Origin of the sequence: Streptococcus sp. 4155, from assembly GCF_013276695.1 — a bacterium.
Classification (GTDB): domain Bacteria; phylum Bacillota; class Bacilli; order Lactobacillales; family Streptococcaceae; genus Streptococcus; species Streptococcus pseudopneumoniae.
Genome location: NZ_VMLM01000088.1, coordinates 1 through 17,317, shown reverse-complemented (window position 1 = coordinate 17,317; position 17,317 = coordinate 1). Strand labels below are relative to the sequence as shown.

The following is a 17,317-nucleotide window of genomic DNA, read 5'->3' as shown; positions in this document are numbered from 1 at the left end:
GAGGATATATCTTCATGAGCCCTTGATAAGCACTGTCAGCCAAGATTTTACCAGCTTGTCCGATATTTCTGCGATTCATTTTGAACAACTTCATATCATGACAATAGTTCACAGCGAGCTCCAAAGAAACAATTCTCCCTTGACTTGTGACAATCGCCTGAGCCTTCATAGCGTGGCATTTCTTTTTACCAGAATCATTCGCTAATTGTTTTTTTAGGGCGATTGATTTTTACTTCCGTCGCATCAATCATTACCGTGTCCTCAGAACTGAGAGGAGGTCTTGAAATCGTAAAACCACTTTGAACAAGAGTTACTTCAACCCATTGACTCCGACGGATTAAGTTGCTTTCGTGAATACCAAAATCAGCCGCAATTTCTTCATAAGTTCGATATTCTCGCACATATTGAAGTCGCCATAAGAAGGTATTCTAGGCTTAGTTTAGGTTTTCGTCCCCCTTTTGCGTGTTTACCTTGATAAGCTGTTTTTAATACAGCTAACATCTCTTCAAAAGTCGTGCGCTGAACACCAACAAGACGCTTGAATCGTGCATCAGTTAGTTGTTTACTTGCTTCATAATTCATAGAACTACTATACCATGTTTTGTTTCGCAGGAAGTCTAATAAATAAAAACTCTTTAAAATTTTGTTGGGAAAATGGGAAAAGATATAAATGGAAACTTAGTATAACACTTGGAAAACTCTGTAAAAATAGTAAGTCAATTCATGCTTCGTTTTTTCTCTAGGGAAGTTGGGCGGCTATATTTCTATGACCATTTGTCGTAATAAACATCCCTACCAAGGGTCAATAGAAATAAATTCAACGAAACTTTTGCTGTCAGATTTAGATGCCCAACTTGTCATTTATACTCTTTCATATAGGACTTTCTATAAGGATGGAAAAAAGAAGGGAAATTTGGTAAGATAGGAATATGGATTTTGAAAAAATTGAACAAGCTTATACCTATTTACTAGAGAATGTCCAAGTCATCCAAAATGATTTGACGACCAACTTTTATGACGCCTTGGTGGAGCAAAATAGCATCTATCTGGACGGTGAAACTGAGCTAAATCAGGTCAAAGACAACAATCAGGTTCTTAAACGTTTATCGCTTCGCAAAGAAGAATGGCTCAAGACCTACCAATTTCTCTTGATGAAGGCTGGGCAGACAGAGCCTCTACAGGCCAATCACCAGTTTACACCGGATGCTATTGCCTTGCTTTTGGTGTTTATTGTGGAAGAGTTGTTTACAGAGGAAGAAATCACTATCCTCGAAATGGGTTCTGGCATGGGAATTCTGGGCGCTACTTTCTTGACCTCGCTTGATAAAAAGGTGGATTACTTGGGAATGGAAGTGGATGATTTGCTGATTGATTTGGCAGCTAGCATGGCAGACGTGATCGGATTGCAGGCTGGCTTTGTCCAAGGAGATGCCGTTCGTCCACAAATGCTCAAAGAAAGCGATGTGGTCATCAGCGACTTGCCGGTCGGCTATTATCCTGATGATGCCGTTGCGTCGCGTCATCAAGTTGCTTCTAGCCAAGAATATACTTACGCCCATCACTTGCTCATGGAACAAGGGCTTAAGTATCTCAAGTTAGACGGATACGCTATTTTTCTAGCTCCGAGTGATTTGTTGACCAGCCCTCAAAGTGATTTGTTAAAAGGGTGGCTGAAAGAAGAGGCGAGTCTGGTTGCTATGATTAGTCTGCCTGAAAATCTCTTTGCCAATGTCAACCAATCTAAGGCTATTTTTATCTTACAGAAGAAAAATGAAATAGCAGTAGAGCCTTTTGTGTATCCACTTGCTAGCTTGCAAGATGCAAGCATTTTAATGAAATTCAAAGAAAATTTTCAAAATTGGAGCAAAGGTACTGAAATATAAAATAGATTTTGTTATAATAGTTGAAAACGCTTAAAAGAGGTAATTGATAATGACAAAAACAATCGCAATAAATGCAGGAAGTTCAAGTTTAAAATGGCAATTATACTTAATGCCAGAAGAAAAAGTATTGGCGAAAGGCTTGATTGAACGTATCGGTTTGAAAGATTCAATTTCAACTGTAAAATTTGATGGCCGTTCTGAACAACAAATTTTAGATATCGAAAATCACACACAAGCTGTTAAAATCTTATTGGATGACTTGATTCGTTTCGATATTATCAAGGCTTATGATGAGATTACAGGTGTTGGACACCGTGTTGTTGCGGGTGGAGAATATTTCAAAGAATCAACAGTTGTTGAGGGGGATGTTTTAGAAAAAGTTGAAGAGTTGAGTTTGTTGGCTCCTCTCCACAATCCAGCCAATGCAGCAGGTGTTCGTGCCTTCAAGGAATTGTTGCCAGACATTACCAGTGTAGTTGTTTTTGATACTTCCTTCCACGCAACTATGCCAGAGAAAGCTTATCGCTACCCTCTACCAACAAAATATTACACAGAAAACAAGGTTCGTAAATACGGTGCTCATGGTACAAGTCACCAGTTTGTAGCAGGAGAAGCTGCAAAACTCTTGGGACGTCCATTAGAAGACTTGAAGTTGATTACCTGTCATATTGGTAACGGAGGCTCAATTACAGCTGTGAAAGCCGGCAAATCTGTTGACACTTCTATGGGCTTCACTCCTCTGGGTGGTATTATGATGGGAACGCGTACAGGGGACATTGATCCAGCTATCATTCCTTATTTAATGCAATATACAGAGGATTTTAATACACCAGAAGATATCAGTAGTGTTCTTAATCGTGAATCGGGTCTTTTGGGAGTTTCTGCTAATTCTAGCGATATGCGTGACATAGAAGCTGCTGTAGCAGAAGGGAATCACGACGCTAGCTTGGCTTATGAAATGTATGTTGACCGTATTCAAAAACATATCGGTCAGTACCTTGCAGTGCTAAATGGAGCAGATGCCATTGTTTTCACAGCAGGTGTCGGTGAAAATGCAGAGAATTTCCGTCGTGATGTAATCTCAGGGATTTCGTGGTTTGGTTGTGATGTTGATGATGAAAAGAATGTCTTTGGCGTTACAGGAGACATCTCAACAGAGGCAGCTAAAATCCGTGTCTTGGTTATTCCAACAGATGAAGAATTAGTCATTGCCCGTGACGTTGAACGCTTGAAAAAATAAGTGAAACTAAAAAAATATTCAATACAAGGAGTTGGGAAAGTTATTTTTCCAGCTTCTTTTTCTGATGAAATTGTCCAAAACCTTGCTATGATTGGCTTTTTTGAAAAATATGGTATAATAGTAGTAATTTAATAGATGGAGTTGAGTTTTGAAGAAAAACTTTCGTGTAAAAAGAGAGAAAGATTTTAAGGCGATTTTCAAGGAGGGGACAAGTTTTGCCAATCGCAAATTTGTCGTCTACCAACTAGAAAACCAGAAAAATCATTTTCGAGTAGGTCTATCAGTTAGCAAAAAGCTGGGGAATGCGGTCACTAGAAATCAAATCAAGAGACGAATCCGACATATTATCCAGAATGCAAAAGGGAGTCTGGTAGAAGATGTCGACTTTGTTGTCATTGCTCGAAAAGGGGTTGAAACCTTGGGATACGCAGAGATGGAGAAAAATCTACTCCACGTATTAAAATTATCAAAGATTTACCAGGAAGGAAATGGGAGTGAAAAAGAAACTAAAGTTGACTAGTTTGCTAGGACTGTCTCTATTGATCATGACAGCCTGTGCGACTAATGGGGTAACTAGCGATATTACAGCCGATTCGGCTGTTTTTTGGAGTAAATTGGTTTACTTCTTTGCGGAAATCATTCGCTTTTTATCGTTTGATATTAGTATCGGAGTGGGGATTATTCTCTTTACGGTCTTGATTCGTACAGTCCTCTTGCCAGTCTTTCAGGTGCAAATGGTGGCTTCTAGGAAAATGCAGGAAGCTCAGCCACGCATTAAGGCGCTTCGAGAACAATATCCAGGTCGAGATATGGAAAGCAGAACCAAACTAGAGCAGGAAATGCGTAAAGTATTTAAAGAAATGGGTGTCAGACAGTCAGACTCTCTTTGGCCGATTTTGATTCAGATGCCGGTTATTTTGGCCCTGTTCCAAGCCCTATCAAGAGTTGACTTTTTAAAGACAGGTCATTTCTTATGGATTAACCTTGGTAGTGTGGATACAACCCTTGTTCTTCCGATTTTAGCAGCAGTATTCACCTTTTTAAGTACTTGGTTGTCCAACAAAGCTTTGTCTGAGCGAAATGGCGCTACGACTGCGATGATGTATGGGATTCCAGTCTTGATTTTTATCTTTGCAGTTTATGCGCCAGGTGGAGTCGCCCTATACTGGACAGTGTCTAATGCTTATCAAGTCTTGCAAACCTATTTCTTGAACAATCCATTCAAGATTATCGCAGAGCGCGAGGCTGTAGTACAGGCACAGAAAGATTTGGAAAATAGAAAAAGAAAAGCCAAGAAAAAGGCTCAGAAAACGAAATAATAAGGAGGAATCTGGTAATGGTAGTATTTACAGGTTCAACTGTTGAAGAAGCAATCCAAAAAGGATTGAAAGAATTAGATATTCCAAGGAAGAAGGCACATATTAAAGTCATTTCTAGGGAGAAAAAAGGCTTTCTTGGTTTATTTGGTAAAAAACCAGCCCAAGTGCATATTGAAGCGATTAGTGAAACGACTGTTGTCAAAGCAAATCAACAAGCTGTAAAGGGAGTTCCAAAACAAATCAATGATTTGAATGAGCCTGTTAAAACAGTTAGTGAAGCGACCGTTGATTTGGGTCATGTTGTAGAGGCAATTAAAAAGATTGAGGAAGAAGGCCAAGGTATTTCTGATGAAGTCAAGGCTGAAATCTTAAAACATGAAAGACATGCCAGCACTATCTTAGAAGAAACTGGTCACATTGAGATTTTAAATGAACTTCAAATCGAGGAAGCGATGAGGGAAGATGAGGGCGCTGATGACCTTGAAACTGAGCAAGACCAGACTGAAAATCAAGACCTGACAGAGATGGGCTTGAAAGTTGGACCAAGCTTTGATATTGAACAAGTAGCTACGGAAGTAACGACTTATGTTCAAACAATTATTGATTATATGGACGTTGAGGCGACGATTTCAAATGACTATAACCGTCGTAGCATCAATCTACAAATTAACACCAACGAACCAGGTCGTATTATCGGTTACCATGGTAAAGTCTTGAAGTCCTTGCAACTGTTGGCTCAAAATTATCTTTATAATAGCTATTCAAGAACCTTCTATATTACAATCAATGTCAATGATTATGTTGAACACCGTGCAGAAGTCTTGCAGACCTATGCGCAAAAATTGGCGACTCGTGTTTTAGAAGAAGGCCGCAGTCATCAAACAGATCCCATGTCAAATAGCGAACGCAAGATTATCCACCGTATTATTTCACGTATGGATGGCGTGACTAGTTACTCTGAGGGTGACGAGCCCAATCGCTATGTCGTTGTAGATACAGAATAAGTAAAATCAGGTTTATCCTGATTTTTTGCTAGCTAGAGGAGATGAAACGGATGCTGAATAAGATAAGAGATTATTTAGACTTTGCTGGTTTGCAGTACCGTAATCCTGATAAAGCGGGAGCAGAGCGAGAGAAGATGCTGGAATTGCGCTATAAAGGCCAAGAGGCACGAAAGGCTTTTACAGAACTGGCCAAAGCCTTTCAAGCAAGCCATCCAGAATGGCAACTCCAACAGACTAGTCAGTGGATGAATCAGGCCCAGCGTTTGAGACCACATTTTTGGGTTTATCTACAGAGAGACGGACAAGTGACAGAACCTATGATGGCCTTACGTTTGTATGGGACATCTACTGACTTTGGAATTTCTTTGGAAGTCAGTTTCATCGAGCGTAAGAAGGATGAGCAAACACTGGGCAAGCAGGCCAAAGTTTTAGACATTCCAACCGTTAAAGGGATTTATTATCTAGCCTACTCTGATGGTCAAAGTCAACGGTGGGAGGCGAACGAAGAAAATCGTCGCACTTTAGTCGAGAAGATAGGCAGCCAAGAAGTCCGTAAAGTTTTAGTGAAGGCAGACGTTCCTGTGACAGAAAATTCGTCTGAAGAAGAAATCGTAGAAGGCTTATTGAAGTCTTATTCTAAAATTCTTCCCTATTATCTAGCTACGAGAAAATAAGATAATTTGTAAAACATCATAAATCATACAGTCCAAGAGTGAACAGTCCGCTGTGTAATTCTTGGTCTTTTTGTTTGCGCTTTCGCATTATATAATAAACTTACAAAAACAATTCAAAAGGAGAACAATTATGGAAGTCGTTTCAAGTGTTCTAAATTGGTTTTCTAGCAATATTTTGCAGAATCCCGCATTTTTCGTAGGTTTATTGGTGTTGATAGGATACGCACTTTTGAAAAAACCTGCCCATGACGTTTTCTCAGGGTTTGTTAAAGCAACAGTAGGGTATATGTTGCTTAACGTGGGTGCTGGTGGTTTGGTTACAACCTTCCGTCCAATCTTAGCAGCCCTTAACTACAAATTCCAAATTGGTGCAGCGGTTATCGACCCTTACTTTGGACTTGCTGCAGCAAACAACAAAATTGCAGCAGAGTTTCCAGATTTTGTTGGAACTGCAACTACAGCTCTATTGATTGGTTTCGGAATAAATATCTTGCTCGTAGCTCTTCGAAAGATTACGAAGGTAAGAACCCTCTTTATTACTGGTCACATCATGGTACAACAAGCTGCAACAGTATCTCTTATGGTTCTATTCTTAGTACCACAATTGCGCAATGCTTACGGTACAGCAGCGATTGGTATCATCTGTGGACTTTACTGGGCAGTTAGTTCAAATATGACTGTTGAGGCAACTCAACGCTTGACTGGTGGTGGCGGATTTGCGATTGGTCACCAACAGCAATTTGCAATCTGGTTTGTAGATAAAGTAGCAGGACGCTTTGGTAAGAAAGAAGAAAGTTTAGACAATCTTAAATTACCTAAGTTCCTCTCAATCTTCCACGATACAGTTGTTGCATCTGCTACCTTGATGCTCGTATTCTTCGGAGCCATTCTTTTAATCTTGGGTCCAGACATTATGTCTAATAAAGAAGTCATCACTTCAGGAACTCTATTCAATCCTGCTAAACAAGATTTCTTTATGTACATTATCCAAACAGCCTTTACCTTCTCAGTTTACTTGTTCGTTTTGATGCAAGGTGTCCGAATGTTCGTATCTGAGTTGACAAACGCCTTCCAAGGTATTTCAAACAAATTGTTGCCAGGTTCATTCCCAGCGGTTGACGTTGCAGCTTCTTATGGATTTGGTTCTCCAAATGCTGTCTTGTCAGGATTTACCTTTGGTTTGATTGGTCAATTGATTACAATTGTCTTGCTCATCGTCTTTAAAAATCCGATTCTTATTATTACAGGATTTGTACCAGTGTTCTTTGACAATGCAGCCATTGCGGTCTACGCTGATAAACGCGGCGGATGGAAAGCGGCTGTTATCCTTTCCTTTATATCAGGCGTCCTTCAAGTTGCTCTAGGAGCTCTTTGTGTGGCCCTTCTCGATTTGGCATCTTATGGTGGCTACCATGGAAATATCGACTTTGAATTCCCATGGCTTGGATTTGGATATATCTTCAAATACCTTGCTATTGTTGGTTATGTACTTGTGTGTCTCTTCTTGCTTGTTATTCCTCAACTTCAATTTGCCAAAGCAAAAGATAAAGAGAAATATTACAACGGTGAAGTTCAAGAAGAAGCTTAGTATCTAGAAAAGGAGAAATAAAATGGTTAAAGTATTAGCAGCGTGCGGAAATGGAATGGGTTCATCAATGGTTATCAAGATGAAGGTTGAAAATGCTCTCCGTAAGCTTAATCAAACAGATTTTACAGTCAATTCATGCAGTGTCGGTGAAGCTAAAGGTTTAGCAGTAGGATATGACATCGTAATCGCTTCTCTTCATTTGATTCAAGAATTGGAAGGGCGAACTAATGGGAAGTTAATTGGGCTTGATAACTTGATGGATGATAAAGAAATCACCGAAAAACTCAGTCAAGCACTACAGTAAAAGGTTGGAGGGGGCTGGACAGAAACTGAGAGTTATCGTTTCTGTCCTTCTCCCTCTTTAAATAAAGGAGGCAGATATGAATTTAAAACAAGCTTTAATTGACAACGACTCGATCCGACTAGGTTTAGAGGCTAACGATTGGAAAGAAGCAGTCAAGGTAGCAGTAGATCCCTTGATTGAAAGTGGGGCAATTTTGCCAGAGTATTACGATGCTATCATTGAATCGACTGAAGAGTATGGGCCTTACTATATCTTGATGCCAGGTATGGCTATGCCCCACGCTAGACCTGAAGCTGGTGTGCAAAGTGATGCCTTTTCATTGATTACCTTACAAAATCCTGTTGTATTTTCAGATGGGAAAGAGGTATCTGTTTTGTTGGCACTAGCAGCAACAAGCTCAAAAATTCACACAAGTGTAGCCATTCCACAAATTATTGCCCTGTTTGAATTAGACGATTCTATTGCACGTTTACAGGCTTGCCAGACTAAAGAAGATGTCTTGGCTATGATTGAAGAATCTAAGGATAGCCCTTATCTCGAAGGATTGGATTTGGAAAGTTAGAAAGAGGAATAAAGAAATGACAAAAAGAATACCTAATTTACAAGTTGCATTAGACCATTCAGACTTGCAAGGAGCGATTAAAGCAGCTGTTTCTGTTGGTCAGGAAGTAGATATTATCGAAGCTGGAACTGTTTGCTTGCTTCAAGTTGGAAGTGAACTGGCTGAAGTCTTGCGTAGCCTTTTCCCAGATAAGATTATTGTGGCAGACACAAAATGTGCTGATGCTGGTGGAACAGTTGCTAAAAATAATGCGGTTCGTGGAGCAGACTGGATGACTTGTATCTGTTGTGCAACCATCCCTACTATGGAAGCAGCTCTAAAGGCTATCAAGACTGAACGAGGAGAACGAGGCGAAATCCAGATCGAGCTTTATGGCGATTGGACTTTTGAACAAGCTCAGCTTTGGCTAGATGCAGGTATTTCACAAGCTATTTATCACCAATCTCGTGATGCTCTTCTTGCTGGTGAAACTTGGGGTGAAAAAGACCTTAATAAGGTTAAAAAACTCATTGACATGGGCTTCCGTGTATCTGTAACAGGTGGTCTAGATGTAGATACTCTCAAACTCTTTGAAGGTGTTGATGTCTTTACCTTTATCGCAGGTCGTGGAATTACAGAGGCTGCGGATCCAGCAGGAGCAGCGCGTGCCTTCAAGGATGAAATCAAACGAATTTGGGGGTAAATCATGGTACGTCCAATTGGAATTTATGAAAAGGCAACCCCAACACACTGTACTTGGCTAGAACGTTTAAATTTTGCCAAGGAGTTAGGCTTTGATTTTGTCGAGATGTCTATTGACGAACGTGACGAGCGTTTAGCAAGACTTGACTGGAGTAAGGAAGAACGCTTGGAAGTTGTCAAAGCAATCTATGAAACTGGTGTTCGTATTCCTTCTATCTGTTTTTCAGGCCATCGTCGCTACTCATTGGGTTCAAAAGATCCAGTTCTAGAGGAAAAATCTCTAGAACTCATGAAAAAATGTATCGAATTAGCTCAAGACTTGGGAGTTCGTACGATTCAATTAGCTGGTTACGATGTTTACTATGAGGAAAAGTCACCCCAGACACGCCAACGTTTTATCAAAAATTTGAGAAAAGCCTGTGATTGGGCTGAAGAAGCTCAGGTGGTACTTGCTATTGAAATTATGGATGATCCTTTCATCAATAGCATCGAAAAATATTTGGCTATAGAAAAAGAGATTGACTCTCCCTTCCTCTTTGTGTATCCAGATATTGGTAATGTGTCTGCATGGCATAATGATATCTATAGTGAGTTTTATCTTGGTCATCATGCCATCGCAGCTCTCCATCTCAAGGATACTTATGCAGTGACAGAAAGTTCAAAGGGCCAGTTCCGAGATGTACCTTTTGGGCAAGGTTGTGTCAAATGGGAAGAAGCTTTCGATATTTTAAAGGAAACCAATTATAATGGACCTTTCCTAATCGAAATGTGGTCTGAAAATTGTGAAACAGTAGAAGAAACACGCGCAGCCATTCAAGAGGCGCAAGCTTTTCTCTATCCACTCATTAAGAAAGCAGGTTTGATGTAAGATGAATCAAGTAATCAATGCTATGCGTAAACGAGTCTGTGATGCCAATCAATCATTGCCAAAACATGGACTTGTCAAATTTACCTGGGGGAATGTATCTGAAGTCAATCGCGAACTCGGTGTCATTGTTATCAAACCATCAGGCGTGGATTATGACGAATTGACACCTGAAAACATGGTAGTGACTGATCTATATGGTAAGATCCTAGAAGGGGATTTAAGACCATCTTCCGACCTCCCAACTCATGTGCAATTATATAAGGCTTGGTCAGAAATTGGTAGTGTGGTTCACACCCATTCGACAGAAGCTGTTGGTTGGGCTCAGGCAGGTCGTGATATTCCTTTCTACGGAACAACCCATGCAGATTATTTCTACGGTTCAATCCCTTGCGCCCGTAGTTTGACCAAGGACGAAGTAGAAGTGGCCTATGAAAAAGATACTGGCCTGGTTATCGTAGAAGAGTTTGAACATCGCGGACTTAACCCGGTTGAAGTACCAGGAATTGTTGTACGCAATCACGGTCCATTCACCTGGGGCAAAAATCCAGAGAATGCTGTTTATCACTCTGTCGTACTAGAGGAAGTATCAAAGATGAATCGCTTTACAGAACAAATCAATCCAAGAGTTGGACCTGCTCCCCAGTACATACTAGAAAAACACTACCAACGTAAACATGGACCAAATGCTTATTATGGTCAAAAGTAAGAACGATGAAGGAGGAGAAAAAGATAAATTTAGCTCCTCTTTTTACATTTGATTTTTATTGAGAGTAAAGTTGGAGTTGAAGTAATTTTAAAAGATTTTTTAGAAATAGCGCTTGATATATATATGGTAAAATAAAAAGAATTGCTGTGATATCAATAGATTTGGGGGATTTTTTAATATGGTACTGGATAAGGCAAGTTGTGATTTGCTTCAATATTTGATGGATCAAGAAACGTCCAAAACGATTATGGCGATTTCGAAAGATTTGAAAGAGTCAAGAAGGAAAATTTATTATCACATTGACAAAATCAATGCTGCTCTGGGTGACGAGGCGCTTCACATCATTAGTATTCCACGAATTGGTATTCACTTAACGGAAGAGCAGAGAGATGCTTGTTGTAAACTATTATCGGAAGTAGATTCGTACGATTATATCATGAGTGCGCATGAACGTATGATGATAATGTTACTATGGATAGGTATTTCTAAAGAACGTATTACGATTGAAAAATTGATAGAGTTAACAGAGGTATCTAGGAATACTGTTCTCAATGATTTGAATAGTATTCGTTATCAACTAACTTTGGAACAATATCAGGTGATCTTGCAAGTGAGCAAGTCACAGGGATACCACCTTCATGCCCACCCTCTTAATAAAATTCAGTATCTTCAATCGCTTCTATATCATATTTTTATGGAAGAAAATGCCACTTTTGTATCTATTTTAGAAGATAAGATGAAAGAGAGGTTAGATGATGAGTGTTTGCTTTCTGTTGAAATGAACCAATTTTTTAAGGAACAGGTTCCTTTAGTTGAACAAGATTTAGGGAAGAAAATAAACCATCATGAAATAACTTTTATGTTGCAGGTTCTACCTTATTTGCTGTTAAGCTGTCATAATGTTGAACAGTATCAAGAAAGACATCAGGATATAGAGAAAGAATTTGCTTTGATAAGAAAAAGAATAGAGTATCAGGTGTCTAAGAAGTTAGGAGAACGGTTGTTTCAAAAGTTTGAAATTTCTTTGTCAGGACTTGAAGTTTCTCTTGTAGCTGTTCTCCTCCTCTCCTATCGTAAAGATTTGGATATTCATGCAGAAAGTGATGATTTTCGGCAATTAAAACTTGCTTTAGAAGAATTTATCTGGTATTTTGAATCACAAATCCGAATGGAGATTGAGAACAAGGATGATTTGTTACGAAATTTGATGATCCACTGTAAAGCCTTGTTATTTAGAAAGACTTACGGTATTTTTTCTAAAAATCCTCTAACAAAACAAATTCGATCCAAGTATGGAGAATTATTTTTAGTCACTAGAAAATCTGCGGAAATTTTAGAAGGAGCATGGTTTATTCGGCTAACAGACGATGATATTGCCTATTTGACGATCCATATTGGAGGATTTTTAAAGTATACACCATCGTCTCAAAAAAATATGAAAAAAGTTTATCTCGTTTGTGATGAAGGTGTTGCGGTTTCGAGACTTTTGCTGAAACAATGCAAACTTTATTTTCCAAATGAGCAAATTGACACTGTATTTACAACAGAACAATTTAAGAGTGTGGAAGATATTGCACAAGTTGATGTAGTGATTACTACTAATGATGATTTGGATAGCAGATTTCCGATTTTAAGGGTTAATCCTATCCTTGAAGCAGAAGATATTTTGAAAATGCTAGACTATCTTAAACACAATATATTTCGTAATGAGGGCAAAAGTTTCAGTGAAAATCTTTCTAGTCTTATTTCGTCTTATATTGTAGACAGCAAGTTGGCTAGTAAGTTCCAAGAAGAGGTTCAAACACTTATAAATCAAGAAATAGTAGTTCAAGCTTTTTTGGAAGATATTTGAAGGACAGTCCAATGATGAACACAAACCTGTGTTTTTCTTGGTCTTTTTTAGTGTTTTGAAGGGTGGTATACTAATCTCAAAGATAACAATTATATCCAAAGGAGGCAACATATGCCAAACGTCAAAGAAATTACAAGAGAGTCATGGATTTTAGCTACTTTCCCAGAGTGGGGGACCTGGCTCAACGAAGAAATAGAAGAAGAAGTCGTAGCTGAAGGCAACTTTGCCATGTGGTGGCTAGGCAATTGTGGTACTTGGATTAAGACACCAGGTGGTGCTAACGTTGTCATGGACCTTTGGTCAAATCGTGGAAAATCAACCAAAAAAGTGAAAGATATGGTTCGTGGGCACCAAATGGCAAATATGGCTGGTGTTCGTAAGTTGCAACCAAACTTGCGTGTTCAGCCAATGGTTATCGATCCATTTGCTATCAACGAACTAGACTATTACTTAGTTTCACACTTCCATAGTGATCATATCGACCCATACACAGCTGCAGCAATTCTCAACAATCCTAAGTTAGAGCATGTTAAGTTTATCGGTCCTTACCACTGTGGACGAATCTGGGAAGGATGGGGTGTTCCAAAAGAACGTATCATCGTTGTGAAGCCAGGTGACACTATCGAATTAAAAGATATGAAGATTCATGCAGTAGAATCATTTGACCGTACTTGCTTGGTAACTCTCCCAGTGAACGGTGCTGATGAGACAGGCGGTGAACTTGCTGGCTTAGCTGTTACAGATGAAGAAATGGCTCAAAAGGCTGTTAACTATATCTTTGAAACACCAGGTGGAACCATCTATCATGGTGCAGATTCTCACTTCTCAAACTATTTTGCAAAACATGGTAAAGACTTTAAAATTGATGTTGCTTTGAATAACTATGGTGAAAATCCGGTAGGTATCCAAGACAAAATGACATCTATCGACCTTCTTCGTATGGCAGAAAATCTGCGTACCAAAGTCATTATCCCAGTTCACTATGATATCTGGTCTAACTTCATGGCTTCTACTAATGAGATTCTAGAACTTTGGAAAATGCGAAAAGATCGCTTGCAATACGATTTCCATCCATTTATCTGGGAAGTTGGCGGTAAGTATACTTATCCTCAAGATCAACACTTAGTAGAATACCATCATCCACGTGGTTTTGACGATTGTTTTGAACAAGACTCTAACATTCAATTTAAAGCTTTGCTATAATATAAAAATATTCTTTGGAGGTTATCCGTATGTTGCATGATACGGATAATTTTCATATAATAGTAAAATAGAATGTGTGATTCACTAATCACCTCAAATAGAAAGGAAATTCTATGTCAAATCTATCTGTTAATGCAATTCGTTTCCTAGGTATTGACGCTATCAACAAAGCCAACTCAGGTCACCCAGGTGTGGTTATGGGAGCGGCTCCGATGGCTTACAGCCTCTTTACAAAACAACTTCGTATCAATCCAGCTCAACCAAACTGGATCAACCGTGACCGCTTTATTCTTTCAGCAGGTCATGGTTCAATGCTCCTTTATGCTCTTCTTCACCTTTCTGGTTTTGAAGATGTCAGCATGGATGAGATTAAGAGTTTCCGTCAATGGGGTTCAAAAACACCAGGTCACCCAGAATTTGGTCATACGGCAGGGATTGATGCTACGACAGGTCCTCTAGGGCAAGGGATTTCAACTGCTACTGGTTTTGCCCAAGCAGAACGTTTCTTGGCAGCCAAATATAACCGTGAAGGCTACAATATCTTTGACCACTATACTTACGTTATCTGTGGAGACGGAGACTTGATGGAAGGTGTCTCAAGCGAGGCAGCTTCATACGCAGGTTTGCAAAAACTTGATAAGTTGGTTGTTCTTTATGATTCAAATGATATCAACTTGGATGGTGAGACAAAGGATTCCTTTACAGAAAGTGTTCGTGACCGTTACAATGCCTACGGTTGGCATACTGCCTTGGTTGAAAATGGAACAGACTTGGAAGCCATCCATGCTGCTATCGAAACAGCAAAAGCTTCAGGCAAGCCATCTTTGATTGAAGTGAAGACGGTTATTGGATACGGTTCTCCAAACAAACAAGGAACTAATGCTGTACACGGCGCCCCTCTTGGAGCAGATGAAACTGCATCAACTCGTCAAGCCCTCGGTTGGGACTACGAACCATTTGAAATTCCAGAACAAGTATATGCTGATTTCAAAGAACATGTTGCAGACCGTGGCGCATCAGCTTATCAAGCTTGGACTAAATTAGTTGCAGATTATAAAGAAGCTCATCCAGAACTGGCTGCAGAAGTAGAAGCCATCATCGACGGACGTGATCCAGTCGAAGTGACTCCAGCAGACTTCCCAGCTTTAGAAAATGGTTTTTCTCAAGCAACTCGTAATTCAAGTCAAGATGCCTTGAATGTTGTGGCAGCTAAATTACCAACCTTCCTAGGTGGATCAGCTGACCTTGCTCACTCAAACATGACTTATATCAAGACGGATGGACTTCAAGACGATACCAATCGCTTGAATCGTAACATTCAGTTTGGTGTTCGTGAATTTGCAATGGGAACAATCTTGAACGGGATGGCCCTTCATGGTGGACTTCGTGTATACGGTGGAACTTTCTTCGTCTTCTCTGACTATGTGAAGGCAGCTGTCCGCTTGTCAGCCTTACAAGGACTTCCTGTGACTTATGTCTTTACCCATGATTCAATCGCAGTTGGGGAAGATGGTCCGACTCACGAACCAGTTGAGCATTTAGCAGGTCTTCGTGCTATGCCAAATCTAAATGTTTTCCGTCCAGCAGATGCGCGTGAAACGCAAGCAGCTTGGTACCTTGCAGTGACAAGTGAGAAAACACCAACTGCCCTTGTCTTGACACGTCAAAACTTGACTGTTGAAGATGGAACAGACTTCGACAAGGTTGCTAAAGGTGCTTATGTTGTATATGAAAATGCAGCCGACTTTGATACCATCTTGATTGCGACAGGTTCAGAGGTTAATCTTGCTGTCTCAGCTGCTAAAGAATTGGCTAGTCAAGGCGAAAAAATCCGCGTAGTCAGCATGCCATCTACAGATGTCTTTGATAAACAAGATGCAGCTTACAAGGAAGAGATTCTTCCAAATGCAGTCCGCCGTCGTGTTGCAGTCGAAATGGGTGCAAGTCAAAACTGGTACAAATATGTTGGTCTCGATGGTGCCGTTCTAGGTATTGATACCTTCGGAGCCTCTGCCCCAGCACCAAAAGTATTGGCAGAATATGGCTTTACTGTAGAAAATCTTGTAAAAGTTGTTCGAAACTTGAAATAATCCTAAAAATCAGGGCGTAAGCTCTGGTTTTTCTTACCAGAAAAGTAAGGTACAATCTTGTAAAAGTAGCTGAAATTTGATATAGTAGTCCTATGTAAAAGACAAAGGAGAAAACAATGAATCCAAATATTACTTTTTTAATCATGCTTGTAGGTATGATGGCCTTGATGTTCTTTATGCAACGCTCTCAAAAGAAACAAGCTCAAAAGCGTATGGAAAGCTTAAATAAACTACAAAAAGGCTATGAAGTGATTACAATCGGTGGACTTTATGGAACAGTCGATGAAGTAGATACGGAGAAGGGAACAATAGTTCTTGACGTAGATGGAGTTTACTTGACTTTTGAACTAGCTGCTATCAAGACAGTATTACCGCTGAAAGAAACAGCTTCACTAGAAGGCGCAATTGAAAAATAAGACGGGATCACGAACTCCCGTTTTCTATAAAAGAAAGGAAATGGGATGAAAAAATTAGTCTTTGTCTGTCTGGGAAATATTTGCCGTAGCCCTATGGCCGAGTTTGTTATGAAATCAATGACAGATAACTACGAAATCCAAAGTCGAGCAACTTCCTCTTGGGAACATGGCAATCCGATTCATAAGGGGACTCAGGGAATTTTTCAAGAGTATGAGATTCCTTATGACAAGAACAAGACATCGCTTCAGATTAGTAAGGAAGATTTTGAAGCCTTTGATTATATTATCGGAATGGACGCTTCAAATATTTCTGACTTACGTCAGATGTGTCCAGTAGACTGTCAAGATAAGATTTACTCATTTTCATCTGAAAGTGTTCCAGACCCTTGGTATACAGGAGATTTTGAAGAAACCTATCGACGTGTTCAAGAGGGCTGTCAAGCTTGGTTAGAACGTTTAGAAAAGGAGAGTTAAGGTGGAAAATCTTACGAATTTTTACGAAAAGTATCGTGTCTATCTGACTCGTCCACGTTTAGAGCTTTTGGCAGTAGTTACCATTGTTTTCTGTGCTGTACTCGTCTTTTTTCTAAATATTCCAGGAAAAGGTGTCTTAAAACTCGATAATGGAACGATTGTTTATGATGGCAGTCTTGTCCGTGGTAAAATGAATGGTCAAGGTACCATTACCTTCCAAAATGGAGACCAATATACAGGTGGCTTCAACAATGGAGCCTTCAACGGAAAAGGTACCTTTCAATCTAAAGAAGGCTGGACCTACGAAGGTGATTTTGTAAATGGTCAGGCTGAAGGAAAAGGGAAACTAACAACAGAACAAGAAGTCGTTTATGAAGGAACTTTTAAACAAGGCGTTTTTCAACAAAAATAAAGCCTCCTTATCAAAGGAGGTATTATTATGGCTTCAAGCCA

Annotated in this window: 19 protein-coding genes and 1 pseudogene; 19 read left to right on the top strand and 1 reads right to left on the bottom strand. The window is 39.7% G+C overall.

The window, feature by feature from the left end; all coding sequences use genetic code 11:
• Nucleotides 1-582 (bottom strand): annotated as a pseudogene (locus HT715_RS10125) (transposase family protein); the annotation flags it as partial.
• Nucleotides 583-929: 347 nt separating this feature from the next.
• Between HT715_RS10125 and HT715_RS10120 the strand changes: the two are divergent.
• The 19 genes from HT715_RS10120 to HT715_RS10035 all read left to right on the top strand — a co-directional run bounded on the left by HT715_RS10120 (nt 930) and on the right by HT715_RS10035 (nt 17,276).
• Nucleotides 930-1,883, top strand: a complete 954-nt coding sequence (locus HT715_RS10120) for a class I SAM-dependent methyltransferase (RefSeq protein ID WP_054393044.1) — start codon at nt 930-932, stop codon at nt 1,881-1,883.
• Between the two features lie 49 nt (nt 1,884-1,932).
• On the top strand, nt 1,933-3,123 hold the full coding sequence (locus HT715_RS10115) for an acetate kinase (protein WP_172922938.1): 1,191 nt from the start codon (nt 1,933-1,935) through the stop codon (nt 3,121-3,123).
• Nucleotides 3,124-3,255 (top strand): hypothetical protein, encoded by a 132-nt coding sequence (locus HT715_RS12320; RefSeq protein WP_000768904.1) that lies wholly within the window; start codon nt 3,124-3,126, stop codon nt 3,253-3,255. It begins immediately after the preceding gene.
• A gap of 16 nt (nt 3,256-3,271) precedes the next feature.
• Entirely contained in the window at nt 3,272-3,643 is a 372-nt protein-coding gene (rnpA, locus tag HT715_RS10110; protein WP_000739244.1) for a ribonuclease P protein component, read from the top strand.
• Nucleotides 3,618-4,442, top strand: a complete 825-nt coding sequence (locus tag HT715_RS10105; protein WP_319932141.1) for a membrane protein insertase YidC — start codon at nt 3,618-3,620, stop codon at nt 4,440-4,442. Before rnpA ends, HT715_RS10105 begins: the two co-directional genes overlap by 26 nt.
• A gap of 17 nt (nt 4,443-4,459) precedes the next feature.
• The gene (jag, locus tag HT715_RS10100) at nt 4,460-5,446 is read left to right on the top strand and encodes an RNA-binding cell elongation regulator Jag/EloR (protein WP_119946818.1); all 987 of its coding nucleotides are present in this window, start codon (nt 4,460-4,462) and stop codon (nt 5,444-5,446) included.
• Nucleotides 5,447-5,496: 50 nt separating this feature from the next.
• Complete coding sequence (locus tag HT715_RS10095) at nt 5,497-6,120, top strand: hypothetical protein (protein ID WP_023937019.1); 624 nt, start codon at nt 5,497-5,499, stop codon at nt 6,118-6,120.
• A 130-nt stretch (nt 6,121-6,250) separates the two neighbouring features.
• Nucleotides 6,251-7,708, top strand: coding sequence for a PTS ascorbate transporter subunit IIC (locus tag HT715_RS10090; protein ID WP_050208199.1), 1,458 nt, complete (start codon nt 6,251-6,253; stop codon nt 7,706-7,708).
• A 22-nt stretch (nt 7,709-7,730) separates the two neighbouring features.
• Nucleotides 7,731-8,012, top strand: a complete 282-nt coding sequence (locus tag HT715_RS10085; protein WP_000241469.1) for a PTS sugar transporter subunit IIB — start codon at nt 7,731-7,733, stop codon at nt 8,010-8,012.
• 76 nt (nt 8,013-8,088) lie between these two features.
• Nucleotides 8,089-8,574 (top strand): PTS sugar transporter subunit IIA, encoded by a 486-nt coding sequence (locus HT715_RS10080; protein WP_001049927.1) that lies wholly within the window; start codon nt 8,089-8,091, stop codon nt 8,572-8,574.
• A 16-nt stretch (nt 8,575-8,590) separates the two neighbouring features.
• Nucleotides 8,591-9,256, top strand: coding sequence for a 3-keto-L-gulonate-6-phosphate decarboxylase UlaD (locus HT715_RS10075; protein WP_000166727.1), 666 nt, complete (start codon nt 8,591-8,593; stop codon nt 9,254-9,256).
• A gap of 3 nt (nt 9,257-9,259) precedes the next feature.
• Nucleotides 9,260-10,123 (top strand): L-ribulose-5-phosphate 3-epimerase, encoded by an 864-nt coding sequence (locus HT715_RS10070; RefSeq protein WP_054388135.1) that lies wholly within the window; start codon nt 9,260-9,262, stop codon nt 10,121-10,123.
• Between the two features lies 1 nt (nt 10,124).
• Nucleotides 10,125-10,829, top strand: a complete 705-nt coding sequence (locus HT715_RS10065; protein WP_054388134.1) for an L-ribulose-5-phosphate 4-epimerase — start codon at nt 10,125-10,127, stop codon at nt 10,827-10,829.
• 178 nt (nt 10,830-11,007) lie between these two features.
• A complete protein-coding gene (locus HT715_RS10060; RefSeq protein WP_054388133.1) occupies nt 11,008-12,681 on the top strand; it encodes a transcription antiterminator in 1,674 nt (557 codons plus the stop codon).
• A 111-nt stretch (nt 12,682-12,792) separates the two neighbouring features.
• Entirely contained in the window at nt 12,793-13,884 is a 1,092-nt protein-coding gene (gene ulaG / locus HT715_RS10055; protein ID WP_138706442.1) for an L-ascorbate 6-phosphate lactonase, read from the top strand.
• A 113-nt stretch (nt 13,885-13,997) separates the two neighbouring features.
• Nucleotides 13,998-15,974: a transketolase gene (tkt, locus tag HT715_RS10050; RefSeq protein ID WP_054388132.1), complete on the top strand. Its 1,977-nt coding sequence runs from the start codon at nt 13,998-14,000 to the stop codon at nt 15,972-15,974.
• Between the two features lie 116 nt (nt 15,975-16,090).
• Nucleotides 16,091-16,390: a preprotein translocase subunit YajC gene (yajC, locus tag HT715_RS10045; protein ID WP_001069051.1), complete on the top strand. Its 300-nt coding sequence runs from the start codon at nt 16,091-16,093 to the stop codon at nt 16,388-16,390.
• A gap of 45 nt (nt 16,391-16,435) precedes the next feature.
• Nucleotides 16,436-16,864, top strand: coding sequence for a low molecular weight protein-tyrosine-phosphatase (locus HT715_RS10040; RefSeq protein WP_000737440.1), 429 nt, complete (start codon nt 16,436-16,438; stop codon nt 16,862-16,864).
• A gap of 1 nt (nt 16,865) precedes the next feature.
• Entirely contained in the window at nt 16,866-17,276 is a 411-nt protein-coding gene (locus HT715_RS10035) for an MORN repeat-containing protein (protein WP_000429499.1), read from the top strand.
• The last annotated feature ends 41 nt before the right edge of the window (nt 17,277-17,317 follow it).